Origin of the sequence: Kitasatospora sp. NPDC059646, assembly GCF_042734615.1 — a bacterium.
Lineage (GTDB): Bacteria > Actinomycetota > Actinomycetes > Streptomycetales > Streptomycetaceae > Kitasatospora.
Map to the genome: position 1 here is coordinate 57,141 of NZ_JBHWDS010000035.1, position 19,499 is coordinate 76,639.

The 19,499-nt window shown below is 74.9% G+C and carries 18 protein-coding genes; 11 read left to right on the forward strand and 7 right to left on the reverse strand.

The genetic code is table 11. From position 1 onward, the window contains the following. Positions 1-17 precede the first annotated feature (17 nt). The 3 genes from ACFV1L_RS23615 (at position 18) to ACFV1L_RS23625 (ending at position 2,050) form a co-directional block, all read left to right on the forward strand. Positions 18-497 carry a macro domain-containing protein gene (locus ACFV1L_RS23615; protein WP_380368833.1) on the forward strand — a complete coding sequence of 160 codons (480 nt, stop codon included), beginning with the start codon at positions 18-20 and terminating at the stop codon, positions 495-497. 118 nt (positions 498-615) lie between these two features. Beyond that, a complete protein-coding gene (locus ACFV1L_RS23620; protein ID WP_380368836.1) occupies positions 616-1,473 on the forward strand; it encodes a nitroreductase/quinone reductase family protein in 858 nt (285 codons plus the stop codon). Positions 1,474-1,537: 64 nt separating this feature from the next. Beyond that, a complete protein-coding gene (locus ACFV1L_RS23625; RefSeq protein ID WP_380368839.1) occupies positions 1,538-2,050 on the forward strand; it encodes a MarR family transcriptional regulator in 513 nt (170 codons plus the stop codon). Between the two features lie 14 nt (positions 2,051-2,064). Here ACFV1L_RS23625 and ACFV1L_RS23630 read toward each other — a convergent pair whose 3' ends face one another. From ACFV1L_RS23630 to ACFV1L_RS23640, 3 genes are all read right to left on the reverse strand, one after another. Continuing rightward, positions 2,065-2,712 carry a transcriptional regulator gene (locus tag ACFV1L_RS23630; protein WP_380368841.1) on the reverse strand — a complete coding sequence of 216 codons (648 nt, stop codon included), beginning with the start codon at positions 2,710-2,712 and terminating at the stop codon, positions 2,065-2,067. Between the two features lie 110 nt (positions 2,713-2,822). After that, positions 2,823-3,431, reverse strand: a complete 609-nt coding sequence (locus ACFV1L_RS23635) for a YbhB/YbcL family Raf kinase inhibitor-like protein (protein ID WP_380368844.1) — start codon at positions 3,429-3,431, stop codon at positions 2,823-2,825. 167 nt (positions 3,432-3,598) lie between these two features. Further along, on the reverse strand, positions 3,599-4,720 hold the full coding sequence (locus ACFV1L_RS23640) for a hypothetical protein (protein WP_380368847.1): 1,122 nt from the start codon (positions 4,718-4,720) through the stop codon (positions 3,599-3,601). Positions 4,721-4,984: 264 nt separating this feature from the next. Here ACFV1L_RS23640 and ACFV1L_RS23645 point away from each other — a divergent pair, with 264 nt between their 5' ends. Continuing rightward, positions 4,985-5,350 (forward strand): hypothetical protein, encoded by a 366-nt coding sequence (locus tag ACFV1L_RS23645; RefSeq protein ID WP_380368850.1) that lies wholly within the window; start codon positions 4,985-4,987, stop codon positions 5,348-5,350. Positions 5,351-5,444: 94 nt separating this feature from the next. On the opposite strand, the gene ACFV1L_RS23650 is transcribed toward ACFV1L_RS23645, so the two are convergent. Together ACFV1L_RS23650 and ACFV1L_RS23655 are read right to left on the reverse strand one after the other, a co-directional pair. After that, positions 5,445-7,253, reverse strand: coding sequence for a hypothetical protein (locus ACFV1L_RS23650; protein ID WP_380368852.1), 1,809 nt, complete (start codon positions 7,251-7,253; stop codon positions 5,445-5,447). Between the two features lie 87 nt (positions 7,254-7,340). Next, complete coding sequence (locus ACFV1L_RS23655) at positions 7,341-10,004, reverse strand: ATP-binding protein (RefSeq protein ID WP_380368854.1); 2,664 nt, start codon at positions 10,002-10,004, stop codon at positions 7,341-7,343. Between the two features lie 139 nt (positions 10,005-10,143). Between ACFV1L_RS23655 and ACFV1L_RS23660 the strand changes: the two genes are divergently transcribed. The 5 genes from ACFV1L_RS23660 to ACFV1L_RS23680 all read left to right on the forward strand — a co-directional run bounded on the left by ACFV1L_RS23660 (position 10,144) and on the right by ACFV1L_RS23680 (position 13,779). Then, positions 10,144-10,638 carry a GNAT family N-acetyltransferase gene (locus ACFV1L_RS23660; RefSeq protein ID WP_380368856.1) on the forward strand — a complete coding sequence of 165 codons (495 nt, stop codon included), beginning with the start codon at positions 10,144-10,146 and terminating at the stop codon, positions 10,636-10,638. A gap of 6 nt (positions 10,639-10,644) precedes the next feature. Next, a complete protein-coding gene (locus tag ACFV1L_RS23665; protein ID WP_380368859.1) occupies positions 10,645-11,238 on the forward strand; it encodes a dihydrofolate reductase family protein in 594 nt (197 codons plus the stop codon). A gap of 208 nt (positions 11,239-11,446) precedes the next feature. Beyond that, the gene (locus ACFV1L_RS23670) at positions 11,447-12,205 is read left to right on the forward strand and encodes a GNAT family N-acetyltransferase (RefSeq protein ID WP_380368862.1); all 759 of its coding nucleotides are present in this window, start codon (positions 11,447-11,449) and stop codon (positions 12,203-12,205) included. A 61-nt stretch (positions 12,206-12,266) separates the two neighbouring features. Beyond that, the gene (infA, locus tag ACFV1L_RS23675; protein ID WP_035869682.1) at positions 12,267-12,491 is read left to right on the forward strand and encodes a translation initiation factor IF-1; all 225 of its coding nucleotides are present in this window, start codon (positions 12,267-12,269) and stop codon (positions 12,489-12,491) included. 112 nt (positions 12,492-12,603) lie between these two features. Beyond that, positions 12,604-13,779, forward strand: a complete 1,176-nt coding sequence (locus ACFV1L_RS23680; RefSeq protein ID WP_380368865.1) for an 8-amino-7-oxononanoate synthase — start codon at positions 12,604-12,606, stop codon at positions 13,777-13,779. A gap of 68 nt (positions 13,780-13,847) precedes the next feature. Here the strand turns inward: ACFV1L_RS23680 and ACFV1L_RS23685 are convergent, their stop codons facing one another. Continuing rightward, entirely contained in the window at positions 13,848-15,356 is a 1,509-nt protein-coding gene (locus ACFV1L_RS23685; protein ID WP_380368868.1) for an alkaline phosphatase family protein, read from the reverse strand. 185 nt (positions 15,357-15,541) lie between these two features. Between ACFV1L_RS23685 and ACFV1L_RS23690 the strand changes: the two genes are divergently transcribed. Continuing rightward, complete coding sequence (locus ACFV1L_RS23690) at positions 15,542-16,339, forward strand: GntR family transcriptional regulator (RefSeq protein ID WP_380368870.1); 798 nt, start codon at positions 15,542-15,544, stop codon at positions 16,337-16,339. Positions 16,340-16,407: 68 nt separating this feature from the next. After that, positions 16,408-18,762 carry a glycoside hydrolase family 9 protein gene (locus ACFV1L_RS23695; protein WP_380368873.1) on the forward strand — a complete coding sequence of 785 codons (2,355 nt, stop codon included), beginning with the start codon at positions 16,408-16,410 and terminating at the stop codon, positions 18,760-18,762. A gap of 7 nt (positions 18,763-18,769) precedes the next feature. On the opposite strand, the gene ACFV1L_RS23700 is transcribed toward ACFV1L_RS23695, so the two are convergent. Further along, the coding region (locus ACFV1L_RS23700; protein ID WP_380368875.1) for a chitosanase at positions 18,770-19,499 on the reverse strand (730 nt) is incomplete at its 5' end.

Here is a 19,499-nt window from a genome sequence, read left to right on the forward strand (position 1 = left end):
GATGGCAGCATGACCGGATGGAACAGCCGATCACCTACCTGCGCGGGGACGCCACCGCGCCGCAGGGCAAGGGCGTGCGGATCGTCGCGCACGTCTGCAACGACCTCGGCGGCTGGGGCAAGGGCTTCGTCCTCGCCCTGTCCCGCCGCTGGCCCGAACCCGAGGCCGCCTACCGGCGCTGGCACCGGGAGCGGGCCGGCAACGACTTCGGGCTCGGCGCGGTGCAACTCGTCCAGGTCGAGCCGTACCTGTGGGTGGCCAACATGGTCGGCCAGCGCGGCATCAGGACCGGCCGCTCCACCGGCGTCCCGATCCGCTACGAGGCCGTCGACACCGCCCTCGCCGCCCTCGGCGGCCACGCCCGCCGGCTCGGCGCCTCCGTCCACATGCCGCGGATCGGCTGCGGACTCGCCGGCGGCCGCTGGGAGCGCATCGAGCCGCTGGTGACCGCACGGCTGAGCGCGCGCGGCATACCCGTGACGGTCTACGACCACTGACCCCGGCACCCGCCCCGGGCGCTGACGGCACGTCAGGAAGGTGTTGACCGGCGGCGGCCGGGCTGCCTAGATTGTCTTTGCTTGCAAATGCAATCGAGGGCGGGGAGGGCGTTCGACCATGGCCGAGGACTTCAACCAGCGGGTCGTCAGGGAATTCCGGGCCGGCGGGGGACGGGTCGCAGGGTTCCCCGACCTCCTGCTGCTCACCACCGCCGGCCGGCGCACCGGCCGGCCCCGCACCACGCCGCTCGCCTACCGCCGCGACGGCAGCCGCTACCTGGTGTTCGGCTCCAACGGCGGCTCCGCCGAACACCCGCAGTGGTACCGCAACCTGCTCGCCGCCGGCGGCGGCACCGTCGAACTCCCCGACGGCGAGGGCGGACTGACCACCCTCTCGGTCCGCCCCGTCGAACTCGACGCGGCCGAACGCGACCGCGAGTACGCCGAACAGGCCCGCCGCCTCCCCGCCTTCGCCGCCTACGCGGAGCAGACCGACCGCACCATCCCGGTCCTCGCCCTGCACCCGCTCGACCTGTCCGTCGATCCCGCGCTCGCCGCCCGCGTGGTCGGCCAACTCCGGCTCCACCACGAGGACCTGCGCCGCCAGCTGGCCGACCTGCGCACCCGCCTGGACCACGCCGGACCCGCCCCCGAACCCGACCTCGCCGCCCAACTGCGGGACCACTGCCTTCAGTTCTGCTACGGCCTCGGCATGCACCACACCCGCGAGGAGGGCGCCTTCACCGCCTTCGAGCGGCAGTACCCGCAGCTGATCCCGGCCCTCGCCCGGCTGCGCGCCGAACACCGCACCGTCGCCGAGGCACTCGACCGCTTCGAGGCCCGGCTGTCCGCGCCCGGCGCCGACCCCGGCGAGCTGCGCGCCGAACTCGACCGGCTGACCGAGGGCCTGGAGGCGCACTTCGCCTACGAGGAGACGCACCTGCTGCCGCCGTCCGCCCCGCACCCGCCGCGCTGACGGCCGTCCGGTACCGTGGGCCTCCCATGCCCGCGTACCCCGACGGACCGCACCAGGAGGCCGGATGGCCCGGACGTCCCGCCCCCGGCCGGAGCCGGAACCGGACGACGGCCTCACCGCGCCGGACGCCGTCCGCGCCATGCTGCTGCTGATGCCGAGAGTGGCCGCCCGGGTCAAGCGCACCGCCGTCCCCGACGCGCTGGCCGGCTTCCACCTCGCGCCCCGCCACCTGACCCTGCTGTCCTACCTGGTCTACGACGGCCCGATGCCGGTCGGCACGCTGGCCGCCCGGCTCGAAGTCGCCCACACCACGGCCAGCCTGATGGTCGGCGACCTCACCCGGCAGGGCGTGCTGGAACGCCGCCCCGACCCCGCCGACCGCCGCCGCACCATCGTCTCGCTCACCGCCGACCCCGCGACCCGCACCGCCATCGAGAGCTGGCTCGCCAACGGCGCCGCCGCCTGGCACGCCGCGTTCGCGCCGCTCAGCCCCGCCGAACGCGCGCTGTTCGTCCGCACCATGACCGCCTACGAGCAGGGCGCCGCGGCGGAGGGCCGACAGCGCGCGGAGGACTGACGGCGCACCGGGCCTCAGAGCACCGCCGCCCAGAACGCGGCCTCGTACGCCTGCATCAGGCGGGCCGCGTGACGGGCCTGCTCGGCGGACTCCCCGTCGTCCAGGGCGGACTGGAGCAGGGCGAGGGCGTCGGACTCGAAGCCGGGCGGGAGGGCGGCGAAGAACGCGAAGAAGGCGGTGGCCTCGGCGGAGAGGCCGTAGTGACGGGGGAGCGCGGCGGCGAGGCGGGCGCAGTAGCCGCCCCAGAAGCCGAAGTTGGCGAGCAGCGCGAGGACGGTGTCGGCGAGCGCGCCGGACTGGGACAGCCACGCCAGGTAGTGCGGATAGGTCTGGGCGGCCGGGCGGGAGCGGTAGGTGTCGAGGTCGGCGGGGGAGAGGCCGACGGCGGTCGCGAACGGCGTGAGGAGGCCGAGCGCCTCGCCCTCGCCCGCCGCGAGCCCCAGGAAGAACGGGGCGGCCCGGCCGCGGTCCGCGAACCGGGCGGCGAGCAGGGCGAAGGAGCGGCGGTCGCTGCGGATGATCCGGTGCTCCTCGCCGGCGATCCGCCGCAGCGCCTCGCGCGGCGCCTCGCCGGCCTCCACCAGTTCGACCAGGCGGTTCTCGGCGGCGGCCGGGGCCAGTTCGGCGACCGTCCGCCGGTACAGCTCCCGCGCGCTGGTCACGGCGGCACCTCCGGCGGCGGGACGGCAGCGGAACACCGCCCATGCTACGGGCGTGCCCCGCGGCGTCCGGGACGGCGCGCCGGGGACGGCCCCGGCGCGCCGACGCGGCGTCAGGCGGGCAGGCGGAAGGTGCCCACGATGGTGGTGGCCCCGAGGACGTACGGCGTGATGGCGGTGGTGACCTCCTCGTAGGTCATCCCCGCGTTCGGGAGGGTCGGGGTGGAGAGCGCGTAGAGCGTGAACACGTAGTGGTGCGGCTGGCCGGTGGCGGGCGGGCACGGGCCGCCCCAGCCGACCACCGGCGGGCCGAAGCTGTTGGCGCCCTGGGTGAACTGGAGGGTGCCGTGGCCGTCGATCCGACTGGCGGAGCCGGGGATGTCGTAGAGCACCCAGTGGTGCCAGCCGCCGGCCCGCGGGGCGTCCGGGTCGTTCACCAGCAGGGCGTAACCGGCCGTGCCCTTGGGCGCATTGCGCCAGTTCAGCTGCGGGGCGAGGTTCTTGCCGTGGCACGGCGCGTCCTCCGAGCCCGGGCCGCCGAACTCGGTCCACGACGGCAGCTTGCCCCCGTCCCGGAAGTCCGGACTGGTGAGGGTGAACGGCGTGAGCCGGGCCGCCCCCGACTCGGCCGCCGGGGCGGCGGCGGTGAGCGTGCAGGACACCGCGAGCGCGGCCGCGGCAACGGCGGCCGCCCGGAACGCGGGCAGGCGAGACGTGTTCAACTTGACCCCCGTGTCAGTGAGTTGATCGCCCGTCAGGACGACGGGCGGGCGTCAGCCAAGCGGCATTCGGGCGGCCGGTCAAGAGGTTCGACGTAAACGAAGATTCCCCCGTCCGGATTCACGGGCACGCCAGTGACGCGGCGAGGAGCGACGACCGGCGGCACCGGTCAGGACGCCGGACCGGCTGCTGCCGCGGGCGGCCACGGCCCGGCCAGCAGGCGTCGCGCCTCGGCGACGACCGCCCGGGCGAGGCCGGTGCGGCTCGCCGCGTCCGGCGGGAGGTGATCGGGGCTCAGATCGACCAGCGGGCGCAGCGACTCCGGGCGGCCCAGCGGCACCCAGCCGCCGTGGGCGACCACACCGGCGCCGGTCGAGGCGCGCAGCCCGCCGTCCACGATCAGCCGCAGCCACCAGCGGACCAGCTCCCAGTGGGCCCGCTCGAACGGCAGGTCGGAGTCGTCGGCGGGCAGGGACGCGGACAGGTCCAGCTCGGCCAGCACCTGTTCGAACAGGGCCGCCGCCTGCCCGCGACCGTCCTCCGCAAGGCGCGCCAGTCGCGGCAGCGAGGGTGCGACCACGCCGAGCGCATCCGCCACCAGACCGGCCTCGACCAGCTGCCCGTCGTCCACCTGACGGCCCACCAGGCGTTCCAGCGCCAGCATCCGCAGGTACTCCACCGCCTCGGCGGCGGTCGCCGCCGTCGCGTCGTGCGGGGTGGTGAACGCGCCCTCGGGGCCGGCCGCCAGGACGTACGACCAGAACGGGACGGTGGGGACGGAGCGTCCGTCGGGTCGGCGCGTGCCGCCGGTGAACTCGACGTCCAGCCAGTCCGCCAGGTCGTGCCCGTACTCGATGACGTCGGTCTGATGCACCGACAGCACGGGGTGCCCGGGCCCGAACGGGGCCGGCGGCAGGTAGCGGTGGCCGTACAGCGGCACCAGGCGCGGCACGGACGCCAGCGCGGCCCGGGCGGTCCGCACCCGCTCCGCCGCGTCCTGCGGCCGCGGGCCCCGGCGCGGGTACCAGAACCCGTTGTGGCGGACGTCGAACAGGGTGCCCTCGACCGGCCGGGCCAGCCGCTCGCGCAGCCGCTCCGGATCGCCGTGCCGCCAGTCCGGCCAGCTCGGCCCGGTCGGCAGGCCCGCCGCCAGGAACATCCGGTGATCGACCGCGAACCGGAATCCGAACCGGTGCTCCACCGCGTCCAGTTCACGCTCCGTCAGTCCCGGCGCGACATCCCGCAGGCGCCCCTGCCGGGCCCGCAACTGCTCGATGCTCGGAACCCCCATGCCGCACCCCCTCGAAGACGCCACCGTACCCGCCGCGGCCGCCGGACCTCCGGCCGGGCGGACGGGCCGCGGAATCCGGGCGAACCGCCCCGGGGGTTGTCCGGCCGCTCCGGGACGGTGGCATCATGATCCGCATGACCGCAGACCGAAAGGCCCGTGCCGCGTAGGCGGCCCGGCAGGCTCCGTGCCTGTCACCGACATGCCCCGCGCGCCTGGGGTGACCCGCCGCCGGGCCGCATCCCGTGGCTCTCGACCCGTACCAGCATGGCGGTACACCGGGTCGAGAGAGGCTCGGCCGACTACTACGTGTACCCCGGCGCGACGGTTCGGGCGTTGCGCCGGTACCGGGCGTTCTCGCTGCCGTCGGGACGCCGCCCCCGGTATCCGCAGGGCGCGGAGTGCTCCTGCCGTGGGTGTTCCTTCGACGACGTGCGGCATGCCCGGGACGTTCTCGACGACGTTCTGCGGCAGTTGCCTGCCCGCGCCCGAGAGGAGCTGGGGCGCCGGGTGGCGGTGCTGGACGCCGCCTACGCCCGACGCACCCTGCCGGATCCCTTCGCCGACGGACGGCAGTGGCGGCCCGACCGCTGGTGGCGGCGCCGCCTCGCCGGCGGCAGGGAGGGGACCTGAGCCGCCGAGCGGCCCCATCGCCCGCTGCGACGGGGCCCCCGCCGGCGAGCCCTGCCGCCGTCGGCGGCGGCACGGTGATCCGGCGGACGCGGGCTCAGTCGTGCACGCGACCCTGCAGGGCCTTCGACAACTCGGCGACACACGAGGCGAGTTGGGAGGTCGTCAGCTGGTTGGGGTCGCCGCCGCAGCCGGCCGCGGGTTGGCCGGAGGGCTGGGGCTGGGGCTGTGCGGGTTGGGGCTGGCCGCCGGGAGGGGTGATGGGGCCGGTGAGCGACACCAGGTTGGGGGTGACCGTCGCGTCGCCGGACAGGTCGATGTAGTCCTGGGTCTGGCCGTTGAAGTCGACGAAGCCGCGCCACATGTCCCGGCCGAACGGGATGAGCTCCTGGAGCGCGCCGCCAGGCCCGGCGCTGATGGTGATCGAGGTCTGCTGGGCCATGTACGAGACCATCCGGCTGGCCAGCACGTCCAGGTTGACCGGCGGGGCGTCGTCGGCGCGCACGTACACGTGCAGGTCGTTGAGGCCGTCGCCGACCCGGTCGGCCTGGAGGACGGCGAACGCCACCACCAGTTGGGAGGAGCTCTCCCGGGGCACCAGCGGCGTCACGTAGTACAGGTGCCCGTCCGCCTTCGAACGGAGCAGGAACTCGCCGGGGTTGGTGGCGTTGGTGGCCGCCGAGGTGTGCGAGAAGCCGAAGCCCCGGTCGTCCTTCGCGCCGCGGCCGCCCAGCCACTGCACCTCGCGGATCTGCGACCGCACCACCGAGGCCGGGTACACCGCGCCCGGCAGCTCGCCCGGCGCGACCTGCGGACGGTACGTCATGTCCGGCCGCCCGTCCTTCGAGCCGCGCAGCACCAGCACCCCGGCCGGGGCCACCACCGTGCGCTGCTTGAACGCGGTCTGCCGGGCCACCGAGATCACCACCACCGGTTCGGCGGTGCGCGGGTCCGGGCCGTCGCAGTAGCCCCAGATGTCCTGCTCGCTGTAGACCAGGTCGGGGAACCGCTCGGCCAGCAGGTTGCGCAGGCTGACCGCGCCCGTCCCGCCGAACGCCCGGCCGAACGCGTGGTCGCCGCGGAACGCGCAGCTGACCACCGAGTTGGACCGGCCGTCCCAGACCGCGACGCCCTCCATCGGCTGCTCGCCCGAGCCGTCCAGCACCGCCGTCCACACGCCGCCCCGCGCGGCCTGCGCCGCCTGCGCGTCCTTCGCGCTCTGCGTGCCCTGCGTGTCCTTCGCGTCCGGCAGGTAGTGCAGGCTGTGGCCCATCAGGTGGACGCCGGAGGAGAGGCCGGCGCTGTCGGTGAGCGCCTTGGTCGCCGCCGCGTACGAGGCGGTGCGCGCCTCGAAGTCGAAGTCCGGCATGGGCGCGTTCTTCACGCAGGCCGGCACGTCCGCCGTGCCCACCAGGTCGCACCGGCCGCCGTCGCCCGGGCGGGTGTGCTCCGTCACCGGTAGCACCGAACGCGGCGTGCCCGCGCCGCCCGACGGCACGTCGAGGACCGTCGCCGCCGCGTAGAACCGCCCCGCGTCCTTGTCGTCGTCCCAGACGCCCGTGCCGGCCCGCACCAGCGAACCGGCCACCGCCAGCAGCAGCACCGCGACGGTGACCCGGGCCCACGGGCCGTTGAACTCCAGCCCCGGCTCGTCCATGCCGTACACCACCGCACCGACGGTGCCGCACAGCCCCACCGCCAGCCAGAACCAGAACAGCGGTGCGGCGTCCACCGGCCCGCCGTGCGGGAAGAACGTCCGCTCCAGCAGCAGCCGGTAGCTCTGGTCCTGCTGGCCGAACCCGCCGAACACCGCGTGCTTGACCACCCAGATCAGCGCGGCCAGCAGCGGCATCCACAGCCACCACACGGCCAACCACTTCGCCCACGCCCGTACGTCGTGCCTCATCGGCAGCCCCCTCCCACTCGCCACGGACCTTCCCCGCTCCGCAGGTCCGCCAAGCCTCCCACCCGGCTGTGACAGCGCCGGCCCGGGTCAGGGCGCGAGGACGCCCTGGAGCTGGTCGCGGGACGCCACCCCGAGCTTGGGGAAGGCACGGTAGAGATGGTGACCGACCGTCCGCGGGCTGAGGAAGAGCTGGGCCGCGATCTCCCGGTTGCTGTGGCCCGCCGCGGCGAGCCGGACCACCTCGCGCTCCTGCGGAGTGAGCCGGCCCAGCGGAGTGCCGGTGCTGCTGGTCGCGTCGATCACCTCGCCGGTGCCCCGGAGTTCGGCCCGGGCCCGCTCCGCCCACGGCTGAGCGCCCGACTTCTCGAACGACTCCAGGGCCTCCCGCAGCACCCGCCGCGCGTCGGACCGGCGACGGCGGCGGCGCAGCCACTCGCCGTACAGCAGGCGGGTGCGGGCGAGTTCCAGGCTGGCGCCCGCACGTTCGCCGTGGGCGACGGCCGCGGCGAAGAGCTCCTCGGCCCGGCCGTCCCCGGCGTCCAGCGCGCGGCAGCGGGCCGCCAGCGCGAGCGCCGCCGGCCGACCGGACCCCTCGGCCCAGCGGACCACGCGCCCGGTGGCGTCGGGCCGGGACGAGCCGGTGCGGGCCGCCGCCTCGACCAGGTCCGGCAGAACGAAGGCGAGCAGCACGGGCGGCCCGGCCGGGTACCGGTCGGCCCGGTCGAGCTGCGCGACGGCCGGCGCCGCGTCGCCGGCGCCCAAGTGGGCCAGCGCGAGCGCCCGGTGGGCGTGCGCGGCGGCGCAGCCGAGGTCGTGCGCCACGGCGTGGTCGAGCGCGGCGTGCGCGAGTTCGCGGGAGCGCGCCCCGTCGCCCTCGACGGCCGTGCAGGCGGCGAGGGTCGCCCGCAGGTAGCAGGCCCGGTGGTCCAGGCCCGCGTACTCGGCGATCCGCAGGCCCTCCGCGGCCGTGCGGGACGCCGGTTCGAGCGCGCCCAGCGCGAACTGCGCCTCGGCGAGCAGGTGCAGGCAGGTGGCCTGCCAGCCGAGCAGGCCGTGCGAGCGGCAGTGGTCGAGCAGCAGGCCGGCGAGGTCCAGGGCGGCCTCGTGGTCGGCCAGCGCGTGCGCGGCGTGCGCGGCCAGGAACCGTTCGCTGAACAGCACGTCGACGTCGCGCGCCGCCCCGTCGAACACACCCGCCCGGACGGGCTCCCCGCCGTAGAGGCCGGCCAGGGCGGACAGCGTGCCGGACGCGGACGGGGAGGCGCGCACCCGGCCGCCGACCCGCGCGAGCAGGTCCGGGTCGCCCGCGGACTGGGCGGCGTGGAACGCCTCGGTGAGGAGGGCCCCGCCGGCCCCGTCCACCGCGAGGAGGACCTCCACGGCGCGCGCCGCGGAGCCCGCGTTGAGCTCCAACGCGGCCCGCACCCGCGCCAGTTCGGCGCTCGCGGCGCCGCCCCCGGCCGCGCCGGAGGAGTCGGCCCGGCGCAGCAGCGCGGCGACCCGCTGGAACTGGCCCGCGTCGGCGGCGGCCTGGGCGGCGGTGACCAGGCGGCGCAGCTGGTCCGCCGGGTCCGGGCTGAGCTGCGCCGCGCGCTCGTAGGCGGCCGAGGCGCTCGCCATGCCGTGCCGGCCGCCGGCGCGTTCGGCGGCCAGGTCGAGCTCCCGGGCGACCGCCTCGTCGGGGCCGGTGGCCGCGGCCGCCCGGTGCCAGGCGCGCCGGTCGACGTGCTCCGCGCCCGCCAGGGTGTCCGCGAGCGCCCGGTGGGCGGCGATCCGGCGGGCCAGCGGGGCGCTGCGGTACGCGGCCGCGCGCACCAGCGGGTGACGGAACGTCAGGGAGGCGCCGTCCAGGCGTATCAGGTCGGCGGTCTCGGCGGCTTCGAGCGCGGCCGGCGAGGCTCCGGCCGCGGCCAGGACGACGGCCAGCTCACCGGTGTCGTCGGCGGCGGCGACGAGCAGCGCGGAGCGGGTGTCCGCGGGCAGCCGGTCGATCCGGGCGCCGAACGCGGCCCGCACCCGGGCGGAGGGCGTGGGGTCGGCGGGCGTGGTCGGCAACGGGCCGAGCAGGCCGGTGCGCTGATCGTCGGTCAGCGACCGGGGCAGCTCGATCAGCGCCAGCGGATTGCCGCGGGCCTCGGCGGCGACCCGCTCGCGGACGTGCGGGGAGAGCCGCCCGCCGAGGTGTTCGGCGAGCAGCGCGGCCGCGGCCGGCCGGTCCAGGGCGTCGAGCCGCAGCTCGGGCAGGCCGAGCGGCTGCGGCTCGCGCATCGCGAAGAGCATCACCACGCCCTCGGCGTCCAGCCGCCGGGCGGCGAACGCCAGGGCGTCCAACGACGCCCGGTCCAGCCACTGCGCGTCGTCGACGAGGCAGAGCACCGGGTCCTCGCCCGCGTACTCCGACAGCAGGGTCAGCACCGCCAGACCGGTCAGGAACCGGTCCTGGCCGGTGGGCGCGGCCAGGCCGAACGCCGTCCGCAGGGCGTCGGCCTGCGGAGCGGGCAGCCGGCCGAGCCGGTCGAGCGCCGGACGCAGCAACTGGTGCAGGGCGGCGAACGGCAGGTCGCTCTCCGCCTCGATGCCGGTGGTCCGCAGCACCCGGGCCGGGGCCGCGCCGGCCGCCAACTCGTCGAGCAGCGCGGTCTTTCCGATCCCCGCCTCGCCGTGCACCACCAGGGCGCCGCTGGCGCCGTCCGCCGCCGCCGTCAGTAGGCCTCTGAGCTGGCCCGATTCCGCATCCCGACCGTAGAGCATCCGGGGAGTCTAGCCAGCCGCCGTACGGCACCGGACGTCGCGTTGGGTCATGGTGACCGATTCGCGGACGCTTCCCGCACCCGTACGGTCGTTCCTGTTCGGGCCGATCGGCGGCCGACACGAGGAGCACGGAGACAGGATGAGCGGGACGACACCGTTCGGCATCGAGACGGCGCGGCTGCGGCTGCGCCCCTACACCCGGGAGGAGGCGGAGCTCGTCGCGGCCGGCACCGACCGGCAGGAGCACTGGAGCGCGGGCTTCCCGAGGGCCGACGACCAGGACGTCGCCCGGATGTTCCTCGGACTGCCCGCCGGCGAACCGCTGTTCGGGCCGCTGCAGATCGTGCTGCTGAGCAGCGACCTGGTGATCGGCGGCATCGGCTTCTTCGGCCCGCCCGACGAAACGGGCACGGTCGGCCTCGGCTACGGGGTCGCCCCGGAGACCGAGGGGCGCGGCTACGCCACCGAGGCGCTGACCGCGCTGCTGCACCACGGCTTCGCCGACGGCCGGGTGCGGCGGGCGATCGCCGACACCGACCACGACAACCTGGGCTCCCAGCGCGTGCTGGAGAAGGCCGGCCTGCGCCGGACCTCCTCCGACGAGCGCCTCCACCACTACTGCATCGAGGGCTGATCGACCGTGCGCACCCTGACCTACTACGTCGCCACCACGCTCGACGGCTTCATCGCCGGCCCGGAGGGCGGCGACCCGAGCGGCCCGGCCGGCGGCTTCTTCGACGTCACCCCCGACTACCTCGAACACGTCGTCACGCACTACCCGGAGACGCTGCCGGGCCCGGCCCGGGAACTGCTGGGGGTGACCGCGCCCGGCACCCGCTTCGACACCGTGCTGGAGGGCCGCCGCTCCTACCAGCTCGGGCTGGACGCCGGCCTCGCCGACGCCTACCCGCACCTGCGGCACTACGTCTTCTCCCGGACCCTCACCGCACGCCCCGACGCGGCCGTCGAGGTGGTCGCCACCGACCCGGTGGAGAAGGTCCGGGAGCTCAAGGCCCAGCAGGGCGGCGGCATCTGGCTGGTCGGCGGCGGCGAACTCGCCGGCGCCCTCTACCCGGAGATCGACGAACTCGTCCTGAAGGTCAACCCGGTCGTCATCGGCAGCGGCATCCCGCTGTTCGCCGGGAGGGCCGGAGCGGACCCGCGCGCCTTCCGGCTGACCGAGCACACGGTGCTGCCCGGCGGCGTCATGTTCCTCGGCTACACGCGGGCCTGAGGACGGCCGGGAAGCGAGGCGGATTAAATCGGTTGGAGCCGTCGGCGGAGCTTGCTAACGTACGGATCACCGTGACAGGACGCGAGGAGGTGAACACCCATGAGAGCTGGACCAAGGTGGGTGCTCCCCCTTCTCCTCACGGTGTGCGGCTGATCGAGCCGCTGTCGGGAGCGCCTCGTTACGCAGGCACTTCCGAAAGGCGACAGCCATGAACACTGTGACGATCACCCGGGCCGACGAGACCCGGTGGCAGGCGGTGGCGGACGAGCGGATCGTCGGCCACGGCGACCTCTCGCACCGGCCCGACGGCCGCCTCTTCCTCTCCATCGACGTCTGGCGGGACGACGCGTTCGACCCGCTCGCCGCCGCGGTGCTGGCCGCCCGGCCGGGCGACGTGCTGCACACCCTGGTCGGCGAGGAGGACCACGACCTGACGGCCCGTTGGGAACGGGCCGGGTTCACGGTCTCGCGGCGCGAGGGGCAGTACCTCGTGCCCACCCGTACGGAGACGACCCGGCCGGCCGAGGGCGTGACGATCCTGCCCGCCGGCACGGCCGACGAGCCGCAACTGCGCGCCCTCGACCGCGAGATCCGGGCCCAGGTCGAGGCCGCCGTCGGCTGGCACACCATGCCCGCCGAACTCCGGCCCTGCCCGCCCGGCGACACCCTGGTCGACCCGTCGCTGTACGCGGTCGCCGTGGTGGACGGTCGCTACGCCGGCCTGGCCAGGGTAGTGTCTCGGAGGGGCGCGGCCCGGATCGGACTGCTCGCGGTGCGTGAGGAGCACCGGCGCCGCGGCGCCGGGCAGGCCCTGCTCGGGCACGCGCTCGACACCCTCGGCCGGGCCGGCATCGCCGCCGCCCGCGCGGAGATCGACCGGGCCAACACCGCCGCCACCGCCCTGTTCGAGCGCTTCGGCGCCCGCCGGACCGGCTGCCTCGCCGAACTGGTGCGCCGCCCGCACTGACCACCGGAACCCCCGGACCACCCGCACGTCTCCGCTTCACCGACTCGAGAAACGAGAACCCTTGCCACGCGTCTCCAAAGGCCTGGAAATCGAGGGCACCGTCCAGGAGTGCCTGCGCAACGCCACCTTCAAGGTGGAACTGCAGAACGGTCACCAGGTGCTCGCCCACATCAGTGGGAAGATCCGCAAGAACTACATCAAGATCCTCCCGTTCGACCGCGTCCTGGTCGAGCTCAGCCCGTACGACCTGACCAGGGGCCGGATCATGTACCGCTACCGCAACTGACCTCCCGTCAGTGAGCCGGAGGGCGACGGTCGCGGCAGGCGGTGTGTGCGAAGGCGCACATCGCGCCGGCGGCCGTTGCCCCCGGGCCGGACGGGGTGACAGAGTGCCGGGCATGGAAGACACGCAGGTCGGGACGGCCACGCGGGCCGCGCGCCCGGAGACGGTGTTCGACTGGGTGGACGCGGAAGCGGCCCGTCGGGAGGCCGCCGGGCTGACCAGGCGGCTGCGCAGCCGCACCGCCGACGACGACCTGCTCGACCTGGCGTCCAACGACTACCTGGGCCTCACCCGGCACCCGGCGGTCACCGCCGCCGCCGCCGAGGCCGCGCTGCGCTGGGGCGGCGGCTCCACCGGCTCCCGGCTGGTCACCGGCACCACCGAGGGGCACACCGCGCTGGAGCGGGAACTCGCCGAGTTCTGCGGCTACGAAGCGGCCCTGGTGTTCTCCTCCGGCTACACCGCCAACCTGGCCGTGCTCACCGCCCTCGCCGGCCCGGACACCCTGATCGTCTCCGACGCCCACAACCACGCCTCGCTGATCGACGGCTGCCGCCTCGCCAAGGGCCAGGTCGCCCGGGCCGCGCACGGCGACCCGCGGTCCGTCCGCGCGGCGCTCGCCGCCCGCACCCTGCCGCGCGCCCTGGTGGTCACCGACTCGGTGTTCTCGGTCGACGGCAACGCCGCACCCCTCACCGAACACCACGCCGCCGCCCGCGAGTTCGGCGCCGCCCTGGTGCTGGACGACGCGCACGGCCTCGGCGTGCTCGGCCCCGGCGGCGCCGGCGCCGGGGCCGCCTTCGGCGTCGCCGGGCAGCCCGACGTGGTCGCCACCGCCACCCTCTCCAAGTCGCTCGGCGCGCAGGGCGGCGTGGTGCTCGGCCCCGAACGGGTGATCCGGCACCTGGTCTCCGCCGCCCGCACCTTCATCTTCGACACCGGCCTCAACCCGGCCGCCGTCGGCGCCGCGCTCGGCGCGCTGCGCCTGCTGCGCGCCGAACCCGGCCGGGCCGCCGACGCCCTCCGGGTGGCCCGCGAACTCTCCGCCCGCCTCGCCGAGTCCGGCCTCGACACCACCGCACCCGACGGCGCGGTGGTGTCGGTGCGGGCGGACGACCCGGAGCACGCGGTGCGCTGGGCCGCCGCCTGCCGCGACGAGGGACTCGCGGTCGGCTGCTTCCGCCCGCCGTCCGTCCCCGACGGCGTCCCCCGGCTGCGGCTGACCGCCCGCGCCGACCTGACCGACGATCAGATCGCGTTCGCGGTCGGCGTGGTGGTCAAGACCCGGTAGCGGGGCTCCGGCGGGCGAACCCCGGCCGAGCGTGAGCTGCCGGCCGGTGGACGCCGGCCGACCGGGGATCAGCCGGTGAACGCCACCTGGTCGACCGTCCAGAAGGCCGAGTTGGTGCCGGTGTAGCGGAACTGGAAGCGCGCCGTGGTCGCGCCGGCCGGCACCGGGACGGACAGGTGCTCGACGGTGTTCAGGTCCGCCCGGTAGGACTTCACCGGCTGCGGCGCGCCGTTGTCGAACACCACGTACACGTCGCCGGTCTGCGGGCCGTCGATCCGGTAGTCGGTGGCGAAGGACAGCGTGCCCCGGCTCAGGCCGGCCACCGGGTAGGCGGGGCTGATCAGCGTCGAGTCGAACTGGCCGGCGCCGTGCGCCTTGTCGTCCCACTCGTCGGAGTCGGCGACCGCGAACACGTTGCGCGCCCGGACGTTGGTCTCCCGGCCCTGGCCGAGCTGCGCGGCCGTCCAGAACTCGTCCGTGGCGAACGCCCAGCCGCGCCACTCGGTGACCCCGCCGGAGGGCATCCGGGAGTTGTCGATCGACCAGCCGGCCGGCGGGGTGCGGGTGAAGCCCTTGACCGCGGCCGCGATGCCGGTCTCGTCCACCCGGGACTGCAGGGCGGGCCGCAGCGCGTCGAACGCGTCCGGGGCGATCTCGTCGACGGGGGTGCCGTCCAGGCCCCAGGCCGGGTCGATCGGGGCGCCCTGGTGCTTGAGCACCGTCGGCGCGATGTCCACCGGCTTGACGTCGTAGCGGTGCGCGCCCGCCTGGTGGCCGCGGCCGTTGAGCACCATCCAGGTCTGCCGCTCGTTGGCCGAGTTGCCGCCGTGGCCGCCCGCGTCGGTGTGTCCGTGGTCGGTGGTGAGCACCACCAGCCAGTCCTCCGATGCGTAGGTCGGACGGGACTTGAGCGCGGCCGTCACCTGGCCGACCAGGCCGTCCACGCCGTGGATCGCCGCCAGGTACTGGCTGCTCGCGCCGCCGTAGGCGTGGCCGGCCTCGTCGACCTCGTCGAAGTGCAGGAAGACCGCGTCCGGGTTGCCGTGCGCCAGGAAGTCGGCGGCGTCCGAGGCGGTCCGGGCGTCGTTCTCGCTCTCCGGGACGCGCAGGTCGACGGCGCCGTTGAAGACGTTCGCGGTGATCGGGTTCCACGAGCCGATCACCAGCGTGGAGTTGCCCGGGTCGGCGGCCTCCAGCCGGCTCGCGAAGTCCGGGTACAGGTCGAAGCGCGCGCCGGTGAACGCGTTGTCCAGCACCTTGTGCTTGTCCGGCCACACCCCGGTGGCGACGGTCGACCAGCCCGGCCCGGAGAGCGTCGGCGCCAGCGGGTTCGCGTACAGGTCGGACGTCGCGGTCGTCCCGGACGCCATCAGCGCCTTCAGGTTCGGCGCGTCGGCGGCCAGCAGCCTGTCGTAGCGGGTGCCGTCGAGACCGATCACCAGGGTCTTCGCCTGCTTGGTGCCGTTCGGCAGGCCGTTGTACGAGCCGCCGACCGCGGCCGCGGAGGGCGCGCCGACCGGCAGCAGGGCGGCCGCGACGGCGATCGAAAGAGCGAGAGTGGTACGGGAGTTGCGCACGGGGTCTCCCAACGGAAAGCGGCCCGGTGCGGTCGCACCGGCAGACCGAGGATGGGGCTGCGGGGCGAGCGCGGCCCCGCTCCGAGTCCACGATTGTATGAACAAGTGTCAAAATTCGGTCCAGACCGGTTATCCCTTCGTGATCGGGCGCGGGCGGCCGGGGAGCGGGTCGCTAGGGTGGAGCGGTGAACCCCGACACCCACCGCGCCCCCCTCGCCCCCGCCAGGTCCGGCGTCCCGGAGCACGGACGGGTGCCGAAGTACTACCTGGTGAAGGCCCGGCTCGAAGAGCTGCTCGCCGAATTGGGCCCCGGCGGCCGGCTGCCCACCGAGGCGGCGCTGGCCGAGCGGTACGGGGTCGCCCGGGCCACCCTGCGGCTGGCGCTGCGCGACCTGCTGCTCGAAGGGCGCCTGCGCCGCCGGGGCCGGGGCACCGTGGTGGCCGGAGCCAAGATCGAACAGCCGCTGTCGCTGGCCAGCTACACCGAGGGCGTCACCCGGCAGGGCCTGCGCCCCGGACGCACCCTGATCGCCCTCGACCGGCTGGCCGCCGAACCGGCCCTCGCCGAACGCCTGGCGATCACCCCCGGCGAACCGCTCTGGCACCTGGAGCGCGTCCTGCACGCCGACGAGGAGCGCGTCGGCCTCGAGTCCAGCTACCTCCCGGTCGCCCGGGTCCCCGACCTGGACCGCGCGTTCGACCCCGCCGGCTCGCTCTACGCCCACCTGCGCCGCCACGGCATCCGACTCGCCGGAGCCGAGGAGCGCATCGAGACGGTGCTCGCCACCCCGCGCGAGGCACTGCTGATCGGCGCCCCGCCCGCACTCCCGATGCTGCTGCTGCACCGCCGCAGCCGCGACGCGGCCGGCCGGCCGCTGGAACTCGTCCGCACCCTCTACCGCGGCGACCGGTTCAGCTTCACCCTCGACCTCAGCGCCGGGCCCGACGACCGACCCGGCGTCAATTCACCCGCAGGGCCTTGACCGCGTCCGACCAGCGCCCTAGCTTCCAGGGTCGGTAAGGAAAACTTCCTAACGGTTGGGAGCTGCTGATGGTCACGCCCCGGACACCGGCCCGACGAACCGCCCTCGGCGCGCTGCTCGCCGCCGCCCTCACCGCCACCCCGCTCGCGCTCACCGCCGGGCCCGCGCAGGCCGCCACCACCGGCCTGGTCCGCGTCGACCAGGCCGGCTACCTGCCCGGCGAGACCAAGCAGGCCTACCTGATGACCAGCGCCGCGGTCACCGCCGCGAACTGGAGCCTGGTCGACGCCACCGGAGCCACCGTCAGCACCGGCACCGTCGGCACCGCCAGCCTCGGCTCGTGGAACAGCGCCTACCCGGCCGTCTACCCGATCACCCTCACCGGCCCGACCGCGCCCGGCACCTACCGCCTGGTGGTCGGCGGCGGCGTCAGCGCCACCTCGCCGACCTTCAAGGTCGCCGACCCCGCCGCCCTGTACGGAAAGTTCGTCGCCGACGGCGTCACCTTCTTCCAGACCCAGCGCGACGGCGCCGACACCGTCCCCGGCCCGCTCGGCCGCAAGCCCGCCCACCTGAACGACGCCCGCGCCAGCGTGTACGCCCTCCCGTCGTTCCAGAGCGGCGGCTCCGACGTCATCACCAACAGCGACCTGTCGAAGACCGGCGGACCGGTCGACGTCTCCGGCGGCTGGTTCGACGCCGGCGACTACCTGAAGTTCACCCACACCACCGCCTACGCCGACGCGGTGCTGCTCGCCGCCCAACGCGCCCTCGGCGCCGCCGCGCCCGCGAGCCTCGGCGCGGAGGCGCAGTTCGGCACGGCCTGGCTGAACCGGATGTGGGACCAGTCCAGCAAGACCCTGTACCTCCAGGTCGGCATCGGCTCCGGCAACGCCAGCGGCAGCTTCGTCGGCGACCACGACCTGTGGCGGCTCCCCGAGAAGGACGACGGCGACACCTCCACCGCCCACCGCTACGCCGCCGCGCACCGCCCGGTGTTCCGGGCCAACACCCCCGGCGGGCCGGTCAGTCCGAACCTCGCCGGGCGGGTCTCCGCCGCGTTCGCGCTCGCCGCGCAGGTCAACGCCGCCACCGACCCGACGCAGGCCCGGGCGTACTACCAGGCCGCCGTCTCGCTGTACGCGCTGGCGAACACCTCGGCCCCGCCGAACCCGCTGACCACCGCCGCCCCCAACGACTACTACCCCGAGTCCACCTGGCGCGACGACATGGAGTTCGGCGGCGCCGAACTCGCCCTCGCCGCACAGAAACTGGGCCAGAACGCCACGCCGTACCTGACCGCCGCCGCCAACTGGGCGAAGGGCTACCTGGCGAACGACAAGGGCGACACCTTCAACCTGTACGACACCAGCGCGCTCGCCCACGCCGACCTGATCCGGGCCATCGCCGACGCCGGCAACCCCGGCGGACTGGCCGTCAGCACCGCCGACCTGCTCGCCGACCTGAAGCGGCAGACCAAGGTCGGCGCCGACCACGCCGCCGCCGACCTCTTCCACGCCGGCGGCACCTACACCGACTTCGACGTGAACTCGCACAGCTTCGGCCTGCTCGCCACCGAGGCGCTCTACAAGCAGGCCGGCGGCGACACCTCCTTCGACAGCTACGCCACCCAGCAGCGCAACTGGCTGTTCGGCGCCAACCCGTGGGGCACCGCTTTCATGGTCGGCGAAGGCACCACCTACCCGCACTGCATCCAGCACCAGGTCGCCAACATCAACGGCTCCACCGACGGCACCGGCGCGATCCCGCTCGGCGCGGTCGTCAACGGCCCCAACTCCTCCGGCATCTTCAGCGGCGGACTCGGCGGCTACGAGACCGGCATGAAGGCCTGCCCGCCCGGCGGCGCCGACCCGTTCAACGCGTTCACCGGCCACAGCAGCCGCTACGTCGACGACGTCCGCTCCTGGCAGACCTCCGAACCCGCGATCGACATGACCGGCTCCGCGATCCTCGGCGCCGCCCTCCAACAGGCCGTCAACTCCCCGGCTGCGCCGGCCGGCACCGGCTACGAGGCCGAAGCCGCCGCCAGCACGCTGACCGGGCGGGCGGCCGTGATCGCCTGCGCGGCCTGCTCCGGCGGCAGTCGGGTCGGGTACCTCGGCACCGTCACCGCCGGAACGGGCACGCTCGCCGTCCACGGCATCACCGCCGCCACCGCCGGGACGTACCAGGTGCAGGTCGTCTACACCAACGGCTCCGCCGGTGCCAGGACCGCCGAACTCTCCGTCAACGGCGGGCCCGTGACGAAGGTCGGGTTCGCGCCGACCGGTGCGTTCACCACGCCCGGCACGGTGACGGTGGGCCTCGCCCTGGCGGCCGGGACCAACACCGTCACCGTGGCCAACCCCGCCGGCGCCGCGCCCGACATCGACCGGCTGGTGGTGCCCGCCGGTCCCGCCTGACGGCGGGTCAGGCGAGGATGGTGTAGGTGTCGCCGTACACCTGCCAGACCAGCGGGGGCCGCAGGTCGAGGTTGCCGGCCTGGAGGAAGACCCGCTGCTCGGTGTCGATCCTGGACGTGTTGCGGTTCGGGTGGCCGTTGAGCATGTAGGCCTTGCGGGCGTCCAGGAAGGCGTTCAGGTAGGCGGTCTCGTCGCCGCCCTTGGCCGGGGTCTTCGCCTTGGCGAGCGCGGTGGTGCGGATGGTGGCGAAGCCGACCGGGCCGTGTACCACGATCGCGTCGTAGTAGGCGAACTGGCCGAGCGCGTGCAGCCCGTCCGTCTTCGCCTGCTGCACCGCCGGGTTGAAGTACTGCCGGTCGCGCTCCTCGTTCTGGGCCTGCTGGAGCAGCGGGTCCTTCGCGGCGAGCTGCCAGTCGCCGACGAAGGTCGGGTCGAGGCCCTGGTGCGAGGCGCTGCCGTCGAGCAGCGCCAGCGCCGGCAGGTACTTGGCCAGGACGTTGGTCGGCTTCAGCGCGGTGTATCGGGTGATCACGTCCGCCAGGTCGCCGGTGCCGGAGCAGAAGCCGACGATGCCGGCGGTGTAGCCGTGGCCGTCGCCGATGTCCTCGATGTACGGGTACTGGGAACGCCAGTCGAGGGTGGAGTTCTCGGCGCTGGAGACCAGCTCCTGCGCGTACTCCTTCCACTTCGGGTCGGTCAGATCGGGCCGCGGGGCGGCCGTCGTGGTGGTGGTGGCG

Excerpts from the sequence above, each read along its gene's own strand:
- ACFV1L_RS23615 (WP_380368833.1), top strand. The coding sequence starts at position 18 with ATGGAACAGCCGATCACCTACCTGCGCGGGGACGCCACCGCGCCGCAG.
- ACFV1L_RS23620 (WP_380368836.1), top strand. The coding sequence starts at position 616 with ATGGCCGAGGACTTCAACCAGCGGGTCGTCAGGGAATTCCGGGCCGGC.
- ACFV1L_RS23625 (WP_380368839.1), top strand. The coding sequence starts at position 1,538 with ATGGCCCGGACGTCCCGCCCCCGGCCGGAGCCGGAACCGGACGACGGC.
- ACFV1L_RS23640 (WP_380368847.1), bottom strand. The coding sequence starts at position 4,720 with ATGGGGGTTCCGAGCATCGAGCAGTTGCGGGCCCGGCAGGGGCGCCTG.
- ACFV1L_RS23645 (WP_380368850.1), top strand. The coding sequence starts at position 4,985 with ATGGCGGTACACCGGGTCGAGAGAGGCTCGGCCGACTACTACGTGTAC.
- ACFV1L_RS23650 (WP_380368852.1), bottom strand. The coding sequence starts at position 7,253 with ATGAGGCACGACGTACGGGCGTGGGCGAAGTGGTTGGCCGTGTGGTGG.
- ACFV1L_RS23655 (WP_380368854.1), bottom strand. The coding sequence starts at position 10,004 with ATGCTCTACGGTCGGGATGCGGAATCGGGCCAGCTCAGAGGCCTACTG.
- ACFV1L_RS23660 (WP_380368856.1), top strand. The coding sequence starts at position 10,144 with ATGAGCGGGACGACACCGTTCGGCATCGAGACGGCGCGGCTGCGGCTG.
- ACFV1L_RS23670 (WP_380368862.1), top strand. The coding sequence starts at position 11,447 with ATGAACACTGTGACGATCACCCGGGCCGACGAGACCCGGTGGCAGGCG.
- ACFV1L_RS23680 (WP_380368865.1), top strand. The coding sequence starts at position 12,604 with ATGGAAGACACGCAGGTCGGGACGGCCACGCGGGCCGCGCGCCCGGAG.
- ACFV1L_RS23695 (WP_380368873.1), top strand. The coding sequence starts at position 16,408 with ATGGTCACGCCCCGGACACCGGCCCGACGAACCGCCCTCGGCGCGCTG.